The 18854-nt window shown below is 41.4% G+C and carries 15 protein-coding genes; 13 read left to right on the forward strand and 2 right to left on the reverse strand.

Features of this window, described 5'->3' with window-relative positions; all coding sequences use genetic code 11:
* The 13 genes from BLR27_RS03270 (at nt 1) to BLR27_RS03335 (ending at nt 16701) form a co-directional block, all read left to right on the forward strand.
* Nucleotides 1–888: a ribose-phosphate pyrophosphokinase gene (locus BLR27_RS03270; RefSeq protein WP_090699838.1), complete on the forward strand. Its 888-nt coding sequence runs from the start codon at nt 1–3 to the stop codon at nt 886–888.
* An 88-nt stretch (nt 889–976) separates the two neighbouring features.
* Entirely contained in the window at nt 977–2008 is a 1032-nt protein-coding gene (locus BLR27_RS03275) for a type II glyceraldehyde-3-phosphate dehydrogenase (protein WP_090699842.1), read from the forward strand.
* Nucleotides 2009–2035: 27 nt separating this feature from the next.
* Nucleotides 2036–2707 carry a hypothetical protein gene (locus tag BLR27_RS03280; protein WP_090699844.1) on the forward strand — a complete coding sequence of 224 codons (672 nt, stop codon included), beginning with the start codon at nt 2036–2038 and terminating at the stop codon, nt 2705–2707.
* A gap of 12 nt (nt 2708–2719) precedes the next feature.
* The gene (locus BLR27_RS03285) at nt 2720–3811 is read left to right on the forward strand and encodes a class I fructose-bisphosphate aldolase (RefSeq protein ID WP_090699847.1); all 1092 of its coding nucleotides are present in this window, start codon (nt 2720–2722) and stop codon (nt 3809–3811) included.
* Between the two features lie 91 nt (nt 3812–3902).
* On the forward strand, nt 3903–4745 hold the full coding sequence (locus tag BLR27_RS03290) for an ATP cone domain-containing protein (RefSeq protein WP_090699849.1): 843 nt from the start codon (nt 3903–3905) through the stop codon (nt 4743–4745).
* 81 nt (nt 4746–4826) lie between these two features.
* Nucleotides 4827–6206 carry an MBL fold metallo-hydrolase RNA specificity domain-containing protein gene (locus BLR27_RS03295; protein WP_090699851.1) on the forward strand — a complete coding sequence of 460 codons (1380 nt, stop codon included), beginning with the start codon at nt 4827–4829 and terminating at the stop codon, nt 6204–6206.
* 57 nt (nt 6207–6263) lie between these two features.
* Nucleotides 6264–8432 (forward strand): copper-translocating P-type ATPase, encoded by a 2169-nt coding sequence (locus tag BLR27_RS03300; RefSeq protein WP_090699854.1) that lies wholly within the window; start codon nt 6264–6266, stop codon nt 8430–8432.
* Nucleotides 8433–8461: 29 nt separating this feature from the next.
* Complete coding sequence (locus BLR27_RS03305; RefSeq protein ID WP_090699859.1) at nt 8462–8767, forward strand: phosphoribosylpyrophosphate synthetase; 306 nt, start codon at nt 8462–8464, stop codon at nt 8765–8767.
* A gap of 175 nt (nt 8768–8942) precedes the next feature.
* On the forward strand, nt 8943–9971 hold the full coding sequence (locus BLR27_RS03310) for a hypothetical protein (protein WP_090699864.1): 1029 nt from the start codon (nt 8943–8945) through the stop codon (nt 9969–9971).
* Nucleotides 9972–10614: 643 nt separating this feature from the next.
* Nucleotides 10615–10896: a hypothetical protein gene (locus BLR27_RS03320; RefSeq protein WP_090699879.1), complete on the forward strand. Its 282-nt coding sequence runs from the start codon at nt 10615–10617 to the stop codon at nt 10894–10896.
* A gap of 11 nt (nt 10897–10907) precedes the next feature.
* Complete coding sequence (locus BLR27_RS03325; protein WP_090699884.1) at nt 10908–12425, forward strand: efflux RND transporter periplasmic adaptor subunit; 1518 nt, start codon at nt 10908–10910, stop codon at nt 12423–12425.
* A gap of 9 nt (nt 12426–12434) precedes the next feature.
* Nucleotides 12435–15539 carry an efflux RND transporter permease subunit gene (locus tag BLR27_RS03330; protein ID WP_090699888.1) on the forward strand — a complete coding sequence of 1035 codons (3105 nt, stop codon included), beginning with the start codon at nt 12435–12437 and terminating at the stop codon, nt 15537–15539.
* Nucleotides 15520–16701 (forward strand): TolC family protein, encoded by a 1182-nt coding sequence (locus BLR27_RS03335; protein ID WP_090699892.1) that lies wholly within the window; start codon nt 15520–15522, stop codon nt 16699–16701. The genes BLR27_RS03330 and BLR27_RS03335 overlap by 20 nt, the downstream gene beginning before the upstream one ends.
* 290 nt (nt 16702–16991) lie before the next feature.
* Here BLR27_RS03335 and BLR27_RS03345 read toward each other — a convergent pair whose 3' ends face one another.
* Entirely contained in the window at nt 16992–17252 is a 261-nt protein-coding gene (locus BLR27_RS03345) for a helix-turn-helix domain-containing protein (protein ID WP_090699899.1), read from the reverse strand.
* A 143-nt stretch (nt 17253–17395) separates the two neighbouring features.
* Nucleotides 17396–18610, reverse strand: coding sequence for a site-specific integrase (locus tag BLR27_RS03350; RefSeq protein WP_090699903.1), 1215 nt, complete (start codon nt 18608–18610; stop codon nt 17396–17398).
* Between the last annotated feature and the right edge of the window lie 244 nt (nt 18611–18854).

An 18854-nucleotide genomic window follows, 5' to 3' on the forward strand; every position in this document is an offset into this window, starting at 1 on the left:
ATGAACACGATATTATTAAGCCTTCCGGGAAACGAAAATCTCACAGTGCTTTTAGCAAAAAAACTGAATGCCGAAGTTGGCGAAGTAACCTTTCGTAAATTTCCAGACGGAGAAACCTATACTCGTATCTTGTCTGACGTAAAAGACAAATGTGTGGTACTGATCTGTACTTTGCATGAACCAGACGAAAAATTGTTGCCGCTTTACTTTTTAAGCCATACAGCAAAATCACTGGGTGCGAAATGTACCTGTTTGGTAGTCCCATATCTGGCCTATATGCGACAAGACAAAGTTTTCAATGAAGGTGAAGGGATAACCTCTGGTTTTTTCGGAAAATTGATTTCAGGTTTTGCCGATAGCATTATTACAGTTGATCCTCACTTGCATCGGATAAGCTCTCTGGAAGAAGTTTATGACATTCCAAACAAGGTTGTCCGTGCAGCAGATGCTATTTCAGAATGGTTAAAGCAAAACATCGAAAACCCGGTTCTTATCGGTCCCGATTCTGAAAGCGAGCAATGGGTTTCAGAGGTTGCCAGGAATGCGGGAGTCCCATTTACGGTCCTGCAAAAGGTACGTCACGGCGACCGCGAAGTGGAGGTTTCTGTCCCCGAGGTTGATAAATACAAGGATCATACCCCTATTTTGGTAGATGACATCATCTCAACCGCCCGTACAATGATTAAAACAGTGGAGCATTTAAAAAATGCTGGAATGAAACCCCCGATATGCATAGGTATACACGCGGTTTTTGCGGGCAATGCCTATCAGGAATTACTGGATAGCGGAGTGAAAAAGATAGTAACCTGTAATACCATTCCACATCCTTCCAATGAAATTGATTTGAGCGATCTTTTGGCTATTGGAATAAAGAAACTAATGCACTAATAGAGAACTAGCCTTCTTGATGGGGTAACGTTCAAAATCAGTCCGATCTAAACATCTTTATTATGGACAATTAAAACCACTTATTAATATGGAAAGAATTAAAGTAGCCATCAATGGGTATGGCGTAATAGGCAAACGGGTTGCCGATGCGGTAAAGCTGCAGGATGACATGGAGCTAATGGGTGTTTGTGATGTTGTTACTGACTGGCGCATCAAAATGGCTGTAAGAAAAGGTTATCCTGTTTATGGTTTTGACCTGTCATTCAGTGCCAGAATGAAAGAAGCCAGTATTCCAGTGATAGGGAACCTGGATGAAATGTTGCATGCGGCAGATATTGTAATAGACTGTACGCCAAAAAAGATTGCGGCGCAAAACATTCCGAAATACAGGCTAATGGGCAAAAAATTCATTGTTCACGGAGGAGAAAAACATGAAACCACGGGTCACTCTTTTGGTGCTGAAAACAATTATGAAACTGCCATCGGACGTGAAAGCACCCGTGTAGTTTCGTGCAATACCACTTCTATTGTGCGTACGCTTACAGCATTAAAAAACGCCGGATTACTAGTAAAAGCAAGAGGTACATTGCTTCGAAGGGCGACCGACCCCTGGGAAAGTCATTTAAGTGGTATAATGAATACGCTGGTTCCTGAAAAAGACATACCCAGTCACCAGGGGCCGGATGCACAAACTATTGACCCTTCTCTTGATGTAATAACGGTTGCTATTAAGGTGCCCGAAACGCTAAGCCACCTGCACTACTGGAATGTGCAGCTAACCCGTCAGGCGTCAAAAGAAGAAGTATTACGGGCTTTCGGTAATTCCACAAGGATAGCGTTGATCAATTACAGCGACGGGCTGCCTGCCAACAATACCTTGAAAGAACTGATGCTGGAAATGGGCCGACCGTATGGCGATATGTACGAAGTAGCAGTTTGGAAAGATATGCTGAAAGTACAGGGTGACGAATTGTTTTATGCTTACATAGTGGACAATCAGGCTATCGTAATCCCTGAAACCATCGACGCTATCCGTGCATTGACAGGAATAGAAACAGAGGCTGAAAAGTCAATACTAAAGACGAATGAAAGCCTGGGCATAAAACAAAGTTTCTATTAACCAGCGCACTTTTAAAGAAAACGCGACATGAAAAACTCATTTTACCGCATATTATTTTTCGCGCTGCTTTTAATTCCATTCGCTTCAATGAAAGCTCAGGACAAAGCAATGTTGATTGCGCAAATAGAAGGCAAAAAGATAACAAGAGAGAGCTTTGACAATAAAGGAAAACTTACCGGGAAGCAAATATTCACCGCCGGCAAAATGACCAAAAGGGGGGAGAGTTTCTTTATAAATATCAAATCGGAACTTTATGACGAAGCACAGAAGTTAGAAGAAACCTATACGACCAGTTACGAGTGCCACGCGGGAGAAGCCGACGTGCTTTTATCGGTCTTTGCAATCAATCCCAAAAAGAGGAAGGTTAGGGTATCTGTAAAATCCGGAGATTTTAAAAAGTTATATGCTTTAACGGCTAACGATATGATACGAAGTATGAGCCTGACGATGTATGTGGAATCAGGGATTCTTAATTTTCTTGGTTCAAAAAACAATGTAGATATTACGAATCGAGTGCTGACAAAAGAAAACAATAACCTGAAGATTACAGAAAAGATTTCCATTAAGGCTTATTTGATGGGCCTGCGGGTAAGAACAATTAATTATAATGTAACGGAATATTTAACACTTTCAGGTTCATTACAGAAGCAGGTGTTTAGGCAAACAACTGGAGATTATTTTACTGTCACCTATAAATAAAATAAACTTATAATGGCAAATGAAAAAACATCAAACCTTGAGAGAAAGTACTGGCAGAATATTCCGGAACTATTAGGGACAAATGCATCTTTCTATTTAGATCACGTTTGTGAAAAAATACCCAAGAATGAATTGCAAACCCCCGGTATGGATGGTCTTGACCATGTATTTGGAAATAGCAATAGAAATCCACAAGTCCTGCGGAGCCTTGCCCAGCTGTACAATAACGGGAATCTTGGGGGGACGGGTTACTTAAGCATTCTGCCTGTCGATCAAGGTATTGAGCATAGTGCCGCTTTTTCATTCTATAAAAACCGGGACTATTTCGACCCCGAGAATATAATTAAACTTGCCCTTGAGGCAGGTTGTAACGGTGTGGCATCTACGTTTGGAGTATTGGGGTTGAACGCCCGTAAATATGCCCACAAAATTCCGTTTATTGTAAAAATCAATCACAATGAACTACTTAGCTACCCAAATACCTATGACCAAACACTATTTGGAAAGGTAAAATCGGCCTGGGATATGGGAGCTGTTGCCGTGGGTGCAACCATTTATTTTGGTTCAAAAGAAAGCAACAGACAGCTTAATGAAATAGCAGAAGCCTTCGAAGAAGCACATAATTTAGGAATGATAACTATCTTATGGTGCTATACCCGCAATAATGCTTTTGAGACTGAAACGGAAGATTATCACGCGGCAGCAGATTTAACAGGACAGGCCAACCATTTGGGCGTGACCATCCAGGCGGATATCATCAAACAAAAACTGCCGACCAACAATTTCGGATTTAGAGAAATAGGATTTGGAAAGTATGACGATGCCATGTATAAAGCGCTTACCACCGACCATCCTGTTGACTTATGCAGATTACAGGTGGCCAATTGCTATATGGGCAAAATAGGATTGATCAATTCAGGAGGCGGATCTAAAGGTGAGTCTGATTTAGTTGAAGCAGTTACCACAGCCGTTATCAATAAACGAGCAGGGGGGATTGGGTTGATTATGGGGAGAAAGGCATTTCAAAAACCATTCGCTGAAGGGATTAAATTAGTCAATGCGGTTCAAAGCGTTTATTTGGACGGCAAAATTACAATAGCGTAAAGTATGCAGCTTCTTAAGCTATTTTTAAAAAGCATTGCCGAGGTCAAAACCAATTCATTCAGCATTACCAGTAATGACAATACATATAAAAATGAAACCCCCAATTAACATAGTAAAGTATTCTGGCGACGTCGTATCTTTTGACGTGAATAAGCTTCGTAGTTCCTTAAGACGTTCCCATGCAAGTGAAGAACTGATCCAGCAAATAGTAACGCAAGTTGAAAACCAATTATATGATGGTATTTCCACTCAAAAAATTTATCAGATGGCGTTTAAAATACTCAAGGCACAATCAAGGGTTAGTGCCTCAAAGTACACGCTCAAAAAAGCCCTGATGGAATTGGGCCCATCCGGTTTTCCCTTTGAAAAATTGGTTGGTAAATTATTGGCTCACGAAGGATTTGAGGCAGAGGTTGGTGTAATTGTAAAAGGCAATTGTGTACAGCATGAAGTAGACGTGATAGCAAAAAAAGATAATACTCATTTCATGATAGAATGCAAATACCATAGTGATCAGGGACGATTTTGTAATGTAAAGATTCCCTTATATATCCATTCAAGATTTTTGGATATAGAAAAACAATGGCTGCAATTAAAAGATCACGAGGCTAAAATTCATAAAGGAGGCCTGTACACCAATACCCGGTTTACAACTGATGCCATTCAATATGGAAAATGTGTTGGATTATTATTGACAAGTTGGGATTACCCCAGAGGAAATGGTTTAAAAGATAGAATAGACAAATCCGGGCTACATCCGTTAACCGCTTTAACAACACTCACAAAGGTTGAAAAAACAAAATTACTCGATGAAGGCATTGTACTCTGCAAAGAACTTCATGGAAGCCCTGGTTTATTAGATAAAATTGGAGTGCCTGAAGCAAGACATAGATCTATTCTTGAAGATTCAGAAGAATTATGTTCCACACATTAAAAATGTGAATTCATAATAATAAACAAACATTAATTTTAAATACCGACACCTTATTAGGTGGATACTAAAAATGCATGACACATGAAAAATAATAATATAGACATCCATTTTTTGGGCGCGGCAGGGACCGTAACCGGCTCAAAATATTTAGTAGACACAGGAGATCGTAAAATTCTTATAGACTGCGGTCTTTTTCAGGGATTGAAGGAATTACGCATTAAAAACTGGGAGTATCCGCCTGTGAAAGTGTCAGAAATTGATGTAGTATTGCTTACCCACGGCCATTTAGACCATATTGGTTATCTGCCCCGATTGGTGAAACAAGGGTTTAATGGCCCAATCTATGGAACACATCCAACATTGGATATAGCAAAAATCATACTGAACGACAGTGCAAAAATACAAGAACAGGAAGCCGGGCGTGCCAATAAGGAAGAATATTCCAAACACAGTCCGGCAGAACCACTTTACGATTTAATGGATGTAGAAAAAACTATTCCACATTTTAAGGGTGTTCCGCAATCACAATGGATTCCATTGTTTGATGGTATTAGAGCCCGATTTAAGTATAACGGACATATTTTGGGCGCTACCTTCATAGAATTAGAAGTACACGGAAAACGCTTTGTTTTTTCGGGAGATATTGGAAGAACAAATGACTTACTACTGTACCCACCCCTGAAACCAAATATGGCCGATGTTCTTTTCATAGAATCGACCTACGGAGGAAGGTTTCATCCTGATGAACAGGAAGCCATTCCCCAAATTGAAAAACTAGTTAACGACACCATCAATAGAGGTGGCAGTCTATTTATCCCAAGTTTTGCGGTTGAACGTGCGCAACTAATGATGCTTATTTTCTGGAAATTGCTTAAGGAAGGAAAAATACCCAAAGTACAAATGATAATGGACAGCCCAATGGGAGCCAATGTATTGGAACTGTTCCACCGAACAAGGGACTGGCATCGACTAACAGCCAAAGAATGTGATGAAATGTGTTCGAATTTCACGGTTGTAAACAGTTATAGTGAAACGATGGAATTGCGAACAGATAATAAACCTAAAATAGTAATTGCTGGTAGTGGAATGCTCACAGGTGGTAGGATGCTCAACTATCTTGAAACACAGGCACAGAACTCCAAAAATGTCTTATTGTTTATAGGCTATCAAGCCGAGGGCACCCGTGGAAGAAAATTATTGGAGGGCAGTAAAGAACTTAAAGTCTACGGAAAATGGGTGCCATTTGATATGGAAGTAGTTGAAATAAAAGGACTCTCGGGCCATGCAGACCACGCCGAACTTATCGATTGGATGGGCAAAATAAAAAATAAACCAGAGCGAATCTTTATTGTACACGGCGAAAAAGAAAGTGCAGAAGCTCTACAAAAAGGTATAAAGGAAACCTACGGATGGGACGCTGAAATCCCGCAACTTTACAACATTGAAAATATTTCAGTGTAAAAGTTCTATCTTATACTTAATTAAGGATAAATAATATAAGAATCTTTAACCCTTGTTATGAAGAAATATACATGTCCAATGCATCCCCAGATACTCACAGATGAGCCTGGAAAATGCCCGTTATGCGGGATGGATTTAATTCCTTTTGGAGAAACCGGCAATCACGACCACAAACATCATGAGCATGCGGAACATCAGCATCACCATGCTGCACCCGACGATCACGCCAGACCTGATTCTAAAGAGCATGATGATCATTCGGGTCATGATAAGCATGCAGGCCATCATACCCATGATTTTTTAAAACGCTTTTGGATCTGTTTAATATTAACCATCCCTGTGCTCCTGCTTTCGCACATGGTACAGGATTGGTTTAATTTCAGCATCCGCTTTCAGGGCGATAAATATGTTTTGCTTTCCCTGGGCACGATAATCTATTTCTATGGCGGGATGCCTTTTTTGAAAGGGATGGTAGCCGAGATCAGAAACAATGCCATTGGCATGATGACCCTGGTGGCGCTGGCTATCACCGTTGCTTTTGTTTACAGTGTTGCCATAGTATTTGGTTTGCAGGGGATGGATTTCTTTTGGGAATTGGCAACGCTGATTGACATTATGCTGCTGGGGCACTGGATAGAAATGAAGTCGTCAATGGCAGCTTCAAACGCCTTGCAATCCCTTGTGGCCTTGCTTCCTTCCAATGTGCATGTAGAACGAAACGGGGAAGTATCAGACATAGACATACAGGACTTGCAGAAAGGAGATACAGTTATCATCAAGCCCGGTGAAAAAATACCGGCAGACGGTTTAGTAATAGACGGCAGTTCATTTGTAGATGAAAGCATGCTTACCGGCGAAAGTGTGCCCGTGAAGAAAGAGAACGGTGCTAAAGTAATCGCCGGTGCAGTTAATGGTGGTGGCGCTTTAAGGGTAAACGTTACAGGCGCAGGAAAAGAAAGCTATCTGAACAAAGTAATAACCATGGTGGAAAATGCACAGAATGCCAAATCCAAAACACAAAACCTTGCTGATAAAGCTGCTAAATGGCTTACAATTGTTGCTATTGTTGCAGGCGTTGCCACGTTCATAATTTGGTATATCAACAATGATTTGGCTTTTGCACTGGAAAGAATGGTGACGGTAATGGTTATATCCTGTCCGCACGCTTTAGGCGTTGCAATTCCCCTGGTAGCGGCAATTTCTACCACGGCAGCAGCAACGAATGGTTTGCTCATCAGAAACAGAACAGCGTTTGAGGATGCAAGAAAGCTTACTACGATCATTTTTGATAAGACCGGGACACTAACCAAAGGTTCACATGAAGTTCAGAAGGTGTTCAGCATTTCAGATAAATACAGCAGCGATGAAATATTGCAGTACGCTGCCGCTATCCAGCAGCATTCTGAGCACTACATTGCCAGGGGCATGTTGAAAAAATTGAAGGAAAAGAACATGGAGTTATGGCAGTCGTCCGCTTTCACCTACATGCCGGGTATCGGGGTGTCCGGTTCAGTCAATGGTAAGGTCGTTGTTGCGGCGGGCCCTAATTATTTTGCACAACAGAATATGGAGCTTCCGGCTATACCTACAGAAATTGATCAGAACACGGAGACAGTCAATTTCCTGATGATTGATGGCGAACCGGTGGGTATCGTTACGCTGGCAGATACAATCAGGGAAACTTCAGCCGAAGCCATTGAGCAGTTAAAGAACATGCATATCAAATCATTTCTGCTTACGGGTGACAATGAAAAGATTGCCGCTGCTGTTTCCAATAAGTTAGGGATGGATGGTTATTTAGCCAATGTACTGCCGCACCAAAAGCAGGAGAAAGTAGCCGAGTTTCAGGCCAAAGGCGAAGTAGTGGCTATGACTGGTGATGGCGTAAACGATGCACCGGCCCTGGCAGCAGCAGACGTAGGCATTGCTGTAGGCAGCGGAACAGATGTAGCAGCTGAAACAGCGGATATAATTCTGGTAAACAGCGATCCAAAAGATGTTGTGCAGATGATCGACTTCGGCAGAAAGACATATAGGAAGATGATGCAGAACCTTGCCTGGGCAGTTGGTTATAACGTCATTGCGATTCCGTTGGCAGCAGGTGTTCTTTATCCCAATTTTATGCTAAGTCCTGCAATGGGTGCTGTACTGATGAGCTTAAGCACTGTTGTGGTGGCATTAAACGCACAGTTACTACGTACGCAGTTTAAAAAATCATTCAAATAAAAATCAATTTTACAGTCAAATTATTATTTATGTTAAACTACGATACGCTTTCGCAGGCAATAAATAGCCTGACAAGCCGGGGCTATACTGAGAATTTGAATCTCAAACCTTTTTGCATCGAATGTCCTTCTTTAGCTTTACAGCTTTATCCCGAAGATTTTACTATAGATGAGTATTATCGTTTTGAAGGTGCTAGTGACCCTGCTGATAACAGCATTGTATATGCGATTTCAGCAATCGATAACAGCCTGAAAGGCATGCTGGTAGATGCATATGGTGTGTATGCAGAAAATATTACACCTGAAATGGCTAGAAAACTAAGAGTTGAAAAGTAATTTCGCCGATTTGGAGAAAGGAAGGTCAGGCTTGTGAAGCGCAGAAGTTTAGATTTAGTTGATTGAGTGTAAGTAAAGCCCTCCTTTTGAGGGCTTACTTCTGCTTAAAATTCAGAAATTATAACATTAACAATCTATAAGAAGTTATCTTTAAAACGGATCTAATAAACAAGCTATGATAAGATTAGTACTTTCCCTTCTTTTAATTATTCCGTTTAAAATAAGTGCTGCGGATATTAAGGGTCAGCAACCCAATGTTGCAATTGATACCAAAGGCACTGTCAGGCTCGCGTATGGCGAAGGAGAAAAAATTTATTGCATTACCTCTGCAAATAATGGTGCAACTTTCTCAAAACCAGTATTAGTTGGTCAAATAACCGACATGCATTTAGGGCATACCAGGGGACCGCAAATCGCTTCTTCAAAAAACTACAGTTTGATAACTGCAATTGATAAACAGGGCACCATTCATTCGTTTAAACTTAATCATTTAAATAAAACCTGGGCTAAGTTGGCTAATGTGAATGACAAAATCGGGTCGGCTGTAGAAGGGCTTATGGCTCTGACTGCCGATAAGGATGATAGTTTTTACGCCACTTGGCTTGATATAAGATCTGAAAAGAAGAATAATATCTTTTTTTCCTCCATGAGCGGCAGATCATCCAAATGGACAGAAAATTTAATGGTATATAAATCACCGGATGAACATGTATGCGAATGTTGCAAGCCAAATATTTCGTTCAATAATAACAAACTGGCAATTGGCTTCCGCAACTGGCTGATGGGTTCAAGGGATATTTATTATGCAGTTTCAACCAACAAGGGTAAGACATTTGCAATACCCAAAAAATCCGGAACTGGGACGTGGCGCCTCAGTGCATGCCCAATGGATGGAGGCGGCTTAGCGATTAGGGAAAGCGGAATAACATCAACAGCCTGGAGACGAAACAGCGATGTGTATTATTGGTCAGAAAATGCTAGCGAGAAGAAAGTAGGCAGTGGGCGCGATGTAAGTATGGCTGAAAACAAAGATAGAACAGTGATAGCATGGCAAGACAAAAACGTTATCAACGTCTTTGATTTGAGCAAAGAAACCCCTTTAGAGATTGGAAACGGGATTTCACCGCGAGTATATATATTAACCAATGGTAGGGTAATTTGTGTCTGGGAAGATGATAAAGTAGTCAGATATAAATTGATCTGATAAGTTTTGGAGCAAGGACAGGCCATTTTATTAGAAAACAATAATGAAGTTCGTTACGGTTTAAATTTGAGTTCCAGCAATCTCCTGAACTTTGCAAGTGAAATCCTCCATTGTTACCAATTAATTATTACTTTTACGGCAGGTGTGTAAAAGGATTTTCATATTATCAGTATTCTTGTCAGCATTTTTGATGCTGCAGGTACATAATATTATGCCTCATCACCATGTTGAGAAAGTCGCTAAGAGCCATTCGCACAAACATGATCATCAAGATCATGACCATCACAGCGAAGGTGATCAGTCGTTACCATTAAATAAAACTGATCATAGCGCTGAATTTGGAAATGCCCTTATAAAACCGGCGGATTCCAAATATCAAATAACACAGCCGCAACTTACACCGCATACACCATTACAGTGTGTGAATATTATAGTACCTCGGTACCATAATATCGCTTCTAAATTACGTCTCAAACTTCGGAACCATCTTATTCCTCCAGCCCCTTATCTTCAGGGCATCGGTTTCCGAGGACCTCCTTCTTTCGTTTAGTATTCGATTACCCCATTTATGGGATGTTTTATCTATTATTCACGTTGGTGATTAATCTGCTATGCTTAACAGATTACACGTAATACTAACGACATGAAACCTGCGCAAGCAAGCTTCATTGGCACCAGAAAACAGACTTATACACAAATGAAAAAGATATTTTTAATTATAGCCCTATTTACCGCTTCATTCAGTATTGCCGCGTGCAACAATCAGGAGAAAAAAGATTCCCATACCCATGACGACGGCTCTACTCATGACGACCATGCTCCAGATACTGCTTCTGTTAAACAGGAAGAATTCAAAATAGATTCAGCACAAGCGGACACGGCTGGTGCACATTCGCATGACAACGGGGAGAAAAACTCACACTAGATCTTATTTATATGAAACGTTTAATAGTAGCCTGTATGCTCCTTACAGGTGTTATGTCGTGCAATAGAACTTCAACAGAAGAAGATCATGCACATGCTGCCGATGGTAGTCACCCCGGTGAGGAACTACAGGCACTATCTTATACATTATATACTGATAAGTCAGAACTCTTTGTTGAGTTTAAGCCGCTGGTAGTGGGACAGGTTTCCAAGTTTGCAGCGCATCTTACCCACCTCGGTGAGAACTTCACACCATACACAGAAGGAACAGTGACGGTAAGTCTTGTGACTGGTAACAAAGGAATAAAACACAGCGCTGATGCTCCTTCTTCACCAGGAATATATCGACTGGCCTTGCAGCCAACACACGTAGGGACAGGTAAACTGATATTTGACATTAAAACCAAAGACTTTAGTGATCAAATAGTGATTGACAGCATTCCCATCTACGCGGATGAAAAAACTGCAATTGCTACACAGCCGAAAGAGGAAGTTGGAACAGACATTTCATACCTGAAAGAGCAGGCCTGGAAAGTTGAATTTTCTAATATGCCAGTAGTGAGACAAACAATTTATGATGTGATCAAGACAACTGGCCAGGTTCAGGCAGCTCCCGGCGATGAAGCTGTGGTAGTTGCAAAGTCAGCTGGAATAGTCAAATTCAGGGGAGCTAATATCCTTGCAGGTTTACCTGTACGTTCCGGCCAGGCATTGTTTTCGGTGTCAGGAGGTGATATTGCAGTCGATAATATTGATGCAGCTATTCGTACCGCAAGGGCTGAACAAAATTCCGCGAAAGCAGAGTTTGAACGATTTTCCGAGCTGATCAAAGACAAGCTTATTACTCAAACCGAATTTCAGCAGGCAAAGCTTCGATATCAACAAAGCCAAATAGCATTAACCAACCTATCCAAAAGTTATGGAGCAGGAGGCAAAAGTGCTGTTGCGCCATCAAGTGGGTTTATAAAGGATCTGCTGGTAACCGAAGGCCAGTATGTAGCAGCAGGCCAACCACTTGCAACCATTACAAAAAATAGCCGACTGGTTCTAAGGGCTGATGTTTCCTTAAAGGATGTAGATCGGATGAGCTTAATTAAGCAAGCTAACTTCACTATCATCCAAAATAAGCAAACCTATAGCACCCAGGAATTGAACGGACGGCTCCTTTCAGTTGCAAAAACAACCGGCAATAATACCCCTTACATCCCTGTACATTTTGAGATCGACAGCAAGTCGGGAATAATGCCCGGATCATACGCCCAGGTGTATCTTCAAACCACGCCAATCTATAATGCTTTCGTGATACCTGAAACTAGCCTGATCGAGGAGCAGGGTGTGTTTTATGTTTATGTGCAAACAGCCGGGGAGTCCTTTCAGAAACGTGAAGTGAAAACAGGTGCCAATGATGGAAAGAACATCCAGATCCTTTCCGGCATTGCTGAAGGCGAGCGTGTGGTTGATAAAGGTAGCTATCAGATTAAACTGGCAACAATGAGTGGAACTATGCCTGCTCACGGCCATGAACATTAACTAAAGGCGATGCTAAACCGAATTATACAATTTTCGCTGCACAACCGATTGATCGTGTTGACAGCAGCCGCCCTGCTTATGCTAATGGGCACATATACCGCTTCGAAAATGGAAGTGGACGTTTTTCCGGATTTAACCGCCCCTACAGTTGTCGTCTTAACAGAAGCGCACGGCATGGCTCCCGAGGAAATAGAAAAGCTGGTAACTTTTCCTGTTGAGACTGCCGTTAATGGCGCTGGCAATGTCCGAAGGGTTCGCTCTTCATCTTCAGCAGGTATCTCTATCGTATGGGTTGAATTTGAATGGGGAACCGATATTTATCGCGCGCGGCAGACCGTGAGTGAAAAATTAAGCGTTGTTAGTAATCAGTTACCTTTGGGTGTTAGTGCGCCGGTAATGGCCCCGCAATCCTCTATCATGGGTGAGATCATGCTGATCAGCGTTACAGGCTCCAAAACAAATTTGATGGATGTCCGCACCATAACAGATTGGAGTATACGGCCCCGCCTGCTATCCATTGGCGGTGTATCACAGGTAGTGGTTATAGGCGGAGAGTACAAACAATATCAAATTTTGGCTTCACCACAGAAGATGGGCTATTATAACGTTTCACTCAATGAATTATTGGAAGCCGCACAGCAAGCCAATAAAAATGCCGCAGGTGGTTTTATGAGTGAATATAGCAACGAATATATTGTTCGCGGGATTGGTCGTACCAGCGATCTGAATGAAATGGGCAGCTCAGTGATCAAAACCAATAATGGAGTTCCGATTAAGATCGAAGACGTTGCGGAAATAAAAATTGGCTCATCTATCAAAATAGGTGATGGTTCATTAAAAGGGGAACCAGCGGTAATCATGACGGTGATGAAGCAACCGAACGTTAACACGCTGGAGCTGACCAATCAGATCGATACTGCAATCACTGATCTTAAAAAAACGCTACCAGCAGATTTAAATATAAATACGAAAATATTTCGCCAGGCAGATTTTATTAATGCATCGGTAAGCAACATCCAAAAGACCTTAATTGAAGGCTCAATCTTCGTGGTCATCATTTTGTTTTTATTCCTAATGAACTGGCGCGCTACTGCCATTTCACTCGTGGCTATCCCGATTTCCCTTCTTACTGCTGTGCTTACTTTGAAGTGGTTAGGCTTTTCTATTAATACCATGAGCCTCGGCGGGATGGCTATTGCTATCGGGGATTTGGTTGATGATGCTATCATCGACGTTGAAAACGTCTTCAAACGACTGAAAGAAAATGCCGCGAAGCCTCTGGCAGAGCGACAAAATAAACTGACCGTGATTTACGATGCTTCAGTTGAGATCCGTACATCAGTGATCAATGCTACGTTTATTATCATTGTGGCGTTTCTGCCACTATTTTTCCTTTCAGGTATGGAAGGCAGATTGCTTGCCCCGCTTGGAATTGCCTTCATCGTAGCTTTATTCGCGTCACTTGTGGTAGCTATCACTGTTACTCCTGTGCTATGCAGCTATCTCCTTACTAAAGACGAGATGTTGCTCCGCCAGCACCGTGAAAGTTGGCTGGTGCAGCGACTGAATGGCTGGTATGAACGGTCCTTGGAAAAAGCAATGAAATTTAAGAAGTTAATTCTGGGCGGGGCACTGGTATTATTCGTCCTTGCATCGATCTTGTTCTTTACACTGGGCAGAAGCTTTTTACCTGAATTTAACGAGGGCTCGTTGGTAGTAAGTGTCACCAGCTTGCCTGGAATTTCCTTGCAGGAAAGCAATGCAATTGGCGCAAGGGTTGAAAAAACTCTGCTAACTGTCCCGGAAGTAAGAACTACCACCCGCAGGACGGGACGTGCTGAACTGGATGAGCACGCCCAAGGGGTAAACGCATCAGAAATTGATGCACCGTTTATACTTGACGAAAGAAACCGGGAGGAATTCATGGCGGAGGTGCGTGAAAAAATGGCCGGTATTACGGAAGCGAATATTACGATCGGGCAACCTATAGGTCACCGTATTGATCACATGCTTTCAGGCACCCGTGCTAATATTGCTATCAAAATTTTCGGAACAGATCTTAACACCTTGTTCAATATTTCCAACCAGGTAAAAAGTGCTATAGAGGGCACTAATGGGCTGGTTGATCTGAGTGTAGAACAACAAATAGAAATTCCACAGGTTCAGATTAAAGCCGACCGGGCCATGCTCAGTAAATATGGCATTACTATCGGTGAGTTTACCGAATTTGTAGATATCGCATTTGCTGGCGAAAAGGTGTCAGAGGTATATGAAGGGGCTCAACGGTTCGACCTTCTTCTACGTTTCGACGATGCCAATCGCGGAAATATTGAGAATATACGCAATTCACTGATTGACACTCACGACGGTCAAAAAATACCTTTAAGCTATGTAGCTGAAATCGTTTCAGCAACTGGCCCGAATACCATTAATCGGGAAAATGTACAGCGCAAGACGGTGGTATCTGCAAATGTTACCGAAAGGGACCAGAAAAGTGTGGTTGATGAGATCAAAGTAAAAATTGGAGAAAGTGTGAAACTCCCGCAAGGCTACCGGATTGAATACGGCGGCCAGTTTGAGGCTGAAGCGGAGGCATCACAAACCTTAATTGTCGCCTCACTCCTAGCCTTACTGATCATATTTTTCCTGCTTTTTCATGAATTTAAAGACCTGAAAATATCTTCCATCATCCTGCTGAACTTACCGCTGGCCTTGATAGGTGGTGTATTAAGTATTTGGCTAACCTCCGGGGTACTGAGCATCCCGGCCATTATTGGTTTTATTACCCTTTTCGGAATTGCAACCAGAAACGGAATACTGCTGGTCTCCCATTATAAAACCCTCCATGCCGAAGGATTAAACCAGTATGATACGGTGATTAAAGGATCTAAAGACAGGTTGAGTCCTATACTGATGACAGCACTAACAGCGGGGCTTGCACTCATTCCTCTGGCAATGGGCGGCACTCTTCCTGGCAATGAGATCCAAAGCCCGATGGCTAAGGTAATCCTTGGGGGTTTGCTCAGTTCTACCTTGCTTAATTTATTTGTTGTACCGATAGTTTATTATATGACTGTCAGAAATACGAAGGAAAATGATGAAATTGTTAACTAGCGCGTTTTGCCTGCTGATAACCACAACTGTCTATTCTCAAACGGGGATAGACAGTCTTCTGGTGCAGGTAAGCAAAAACAATAAAGCTGTACAGGCTAACAGAGAATACCACTTTGCAAGAAAAGCTGAATTTGCAACAGGCCTTACGCCTTACGATCCAAAAGTAGAGTATGATTATCTTTCAGGGTCACCAGCAGGTGCCGGGAACCAGCGTGATTTTACAGTTACTCAACAACTGGATTTTCCGACGGTTTATAGCAGTAAAAGGAAACTGTCGAATCAACAGTCAATCCAATCCGACCTCGAGCATCGCGTGTTCATCCAGGATATTTTACTTAAGGCGAAGCTGGAAGCTCTGGAACTAATCTACCTGAATAAACTTTCAGCGGAGCTGAAACGTAGGTTGGAACGTACACAAGCTTTGGTGTCCGATTATCAAAAGAAACTCGATCAAGGGGATGCAATTATTCTCGATGTAAATAAAGCTAAACTGCAACTACTGAACATTCAGCAGGATGTCCTGCTGAACGACAACGCGATCAGCCAAACATTAACTCGCTTGCAGGAACTTAATGGTGGAATAGAAGTAAACCTTACAGACACCATTTATCCCCTCGTTGCTCAAGTGCCTGAATTTAGAACATTAGATAGTTTGATTGAAGCCAATGACCCGCTTCTTAAGGTATACGAACACGAGCAACAAATCCGTCAACAACAGATAACCGTCCAAAAACGCCTTAATCTCCCTAAAATAGAAACCGGATACCACTCTCAGGCAATCCTCGGTCAGAGTTACAAAGGTATTCATGGCGGTATCAGCATTCCCCTTTGGGAAAACAGGAACCGTGTAAAAGCAGCAGAAGCAAACCTCAGTTATGCGAATTTCAATGCGGTCAATCATAAGCTGCAACATCAACTGGAGAACAAACAGTATTACGATCAGCTGGAGATTCGTAAAAATGCGATGTTAGAATACCGTACTTTACTCGCATCCCTCAATAATGCCGCACTGTTAGACAAAGCACTTAAATACGGTCAAATTACAATCATTCAGTATGCACAGGATGAGCGGTTTTATTTTGATTCATATTCTAAATATTTACGACTTGAGGCAGAATATCATAAAGCTATTGCCCAACTCTATAAGTTCAGTCTTTTGTGAATAAAACTTACTTTACTGCCTTTATAACTATCATATTCAGGCTCATACTTAAAATAGCCGAATTGAATCAATTCCTTCATACATCTATGGTAGGTACTGATTGCTCCTATCTTGCTTAATCTCATCACTTCTTTTCTTGAGATTTTAAATTGGCCGGGGTATTTTTGATTTTGCCAACAGGTAAGCAATGCCATATAGATACTAAGGTGCGATGTATTCATCCTGTTATCTGAGGTAATTCTCTGTATGTATCCTGCCAATTTGAATAAATGAATATTTTTCATTGAAAGCTACTTACTGTCAAGGAGACGAACAATATCCTCGTATTTATAAAACATAATGCTTCCCACTTTGGTAAAACGGAGCGTTCCGTTAATCCTAAGAGTTTGCAAAGTGCCGGGAGAAATTTTGAGCATTTTTCTAACATCACGACTTCTCAGCCATTGTGTAGTTTCTGCCCGTGCAGGTTGTATTATTGCTTTGATTTCCTGTATTAAATCATTTTTAAATTGCAGTAGATCCTCCTTAGATATAATTTCTATTTGAGCCATAAGTGTATGTTTTATGGCTCAAAATTCCTGATCTGTTCTATGCGGCTTTCCCAATCTGGAAAAGTTGGTAATGTTTTTAGCCCTTTAAAGCAAAAAAGCTTATCACCAAACGGCAATAAGCTTTTGCATCATAGCATTAACGATCAAGCAATAGCAAGCTTCTTTTTCAAAGCTTTCATATCGTCGCTAATTTTAGTATTAAGAACCTTTGCATAATGCTGCGTAGTTTTTAAGTCTAAATGCCCAAGCATTTTGCTTACACTTTCGATAGGAACCCCATTGCTCAAGGTTACGGTTGTAGCAAAAGTATGTCTGGAAAGGTGAAAAGTGAGATTCTGAGTAATGTCACACATATCGGCAATTTCCTTGAGGTAGCTGTTCATTTTCTGGTTACTTAAAACCGGGAGAACGTACTCAGAGCATAACGGATGCTTCTTATACTTATTGATAATATTGATGGCTGGGGCTAATAAAGGTATACTGGAATTGGTCTCTGTTTTTTTTCTACTGGTAAATATCCATTTACCGCCATCTACCCCAGTCATAATTTCACTTCTTTTTAACTTTTTGACATCGGCATAAGAGAGACCTGTATAGCAACAGAAGACGAAAATATCTCTCACACGATCTACCCGTTGGACCCTGATATCTTTGTCGACCATCCGATCTAACTGTACCTGGTGCAGAAATTCTCTTTCCTTTGCTTTCGCTTTATTTGTATAATCAGAGAAAGGGTTATCTTTAAGCAATCTGGGTTTGATGCAATAGTTATTGACAACTTTTTTAAAATTTTTGATATACTTTTTTGCAGAAACCGGCGCAAGATTAAAGAATGTTTTTAGATGATGTTCGAAGCCTTTAATGAAATTATAGTCCAGTGCATCAATGCAGATATCCCCCACTTCGTACTTTGTAATCAAGTACGAGGTTAAATGCCGGAACGTAGTTTTGTAACCCTTTAGCGTGTTATCTTCATACTCATTACCAATCAGCTCTTCCATTTGATTATTGTGAAGTGTGAACAGTTCCATCAGCATGGGCTTCTTTTCTTCCTTTCCCAGAAATTTGTTTTTAAGGCTTGTGGAGGTGATCTCTTTACGCTCCTTAGTGAGCAAGGTGTGCGCTTCTTCGACTTTTTTGTTCAGTTCGTCCAGATAGCTGTTTAATAATCTTGTGCTCTCTTTGTTTCCGCTCTCTCGATTAGATTTGCTGCACCAGCGGTGAGGCTCACATTCGCGACCGGTTGATACTTCTTTGCCTGGGGCATTAACAGTGATCCTCATATAGATTGGGATCGGGCCCGTTGTGTAGTTTTTTGGCTTCTTCAGGTAGAAGAGCAGGCTGTAATTTGTTTCCATAAAACAAGCTTAAATTGTGAACAAAATTAAGCTTGCAGCTACCGGACTGTCAAGATGTTCTATTATGAAACATCCTATTATACAGTGAGTTACGAGGTTTCCAGTGAGTAAAGTTTTCCGTTTTGTTGACTCACTGAATTACTCACTGCTTTAATGCGATTTGGTGAATAATATGGTGTTTTGGCGTCAATAAAAAAGGCTGCAAATCATTGATTTACAGCCTTTTGGTTTGTTTTGACATTAA

The sequence above is a fragment of the Daejeonella rubra genome (assembly GCF_900103545.1).
Classification (GTDB): Bacteria; Bacteroidota; Bacteroidia; order Sphingobacteriales; family Sphingobacteriaceae; genus Daejeonella; species Daejeonella rubra.

What these genes read in the sequence shown, in the direction of transcription:
- BLR27_RS03270 (WP_090699838.1), top strand. Translation starts at nt 1, where the DNA reads ATGAACACGATATTATTAAGCCTTCCGGGAAACGAAAATCTCACAGTG.
- BLR27_RS03275 (WP_090699842.1), top strand. Translation starts at nt 977, where the DNA reads ATGGAAAGAATTAAAGTAGCCATCAATGGGTATGGCGTAATAGGCAAA.
- BLR27_RS03280 (WP_090699844.1), top strand. Translation starts at nt 2,036, where the DNA reads ATGAAAAACTCATTTTACCGCATATTATTTTTCGCGCTGCTTTTAATT.
- BLR27_RS03285 (WP_090699847.1), top strand. Translation starts at nt 2,720, where the DNA reads ATGGCAAATGAAAAAACATCAAACCTTGAGAGAAAGTACTGGCAGAAT.
- BLR27_RS03290 (WP_090699849.1), top strand. Translation starts at nt 3,903, where the DNA reads ATGAAACCCCCAATTAACATAGTAAAGTATTCTGGCGACGTCGTATCT.
- BLR27_RS03295 (WP_090699851.1), top strand. Translation starts at nt 4,827, where the DNA reads ATGAAAAATAATAATATAGACATCCATTTTTTGGGCGCGGCAGGGACC.
- BLR27_RS03300 (WP_090699854.1), top strand. Translation starts at nt 6,264, where the DNA reads ATGAAGAAATATACATGTCCAATGCATCCCCAGATACTCACAGATGAG.
- BLR27_RS03305 (WP_090699859.1), top strand. Translation starts at nt 8,462, where the DNA reads ATGTTAAACTACGATACGCTTTCGCAGGCAATAAATAGCCTGACAAGC.
- BLR27_RS03310 (WP_090699864.1), top strand. Translation starts at nt 8,943, where the DNA reads ATGATAAGATTAGTACTTTCCCTTCTTTTAATTATTCCGTTTAAAATA.
- BLR27_RS03320 (WP_090699879.1), top strand. Translation starts at nt 10,615, where the DNA reads ATGAAACCTGCGCAAGCAAGCTTCATTGGCACCAGAAAACAGACTTAT.
- BLR27_RS03325 (WP_090699884.1), top strand. Translation starts at nt 10,908, where the DNA reads ATGAAACGTTTAATAGTAGCCTGTATGCTCCTTACAGGTGTTATGTCG.
- BLR27_RS03330 (WP_090699888.1), top strand. Translation starts at nt 12,435, where the DNA reads ATGCTAAACCGAATTATACAATTTTCGCTGCACAACCGATTGATCGTG.
- BLR27_RS03335 (WP_090699892.1), top strand. Translation starts at nt 15,520, where the DNA reads ATGATGAAATTGTTAACTAGCGCGTTTTGCCTGCTGATAACCACAACT.
- BLR27_RS03345 (WP_090699899.1), bottom strand. Translation starts at nt 17,252, where the DNA reads ATGGCTCAAATAGAAATTATATCTAAGGAGGATCTACTGCAATTTAAA.
- BLR27_RS03350 (WP_090699903.1), bottom strand. Translation starts at nt 18,610, where the DNA reads ATGGAAACAAATTACAGCCTGCTCTTCTACCTGAAGAAGCCAAAAAAC.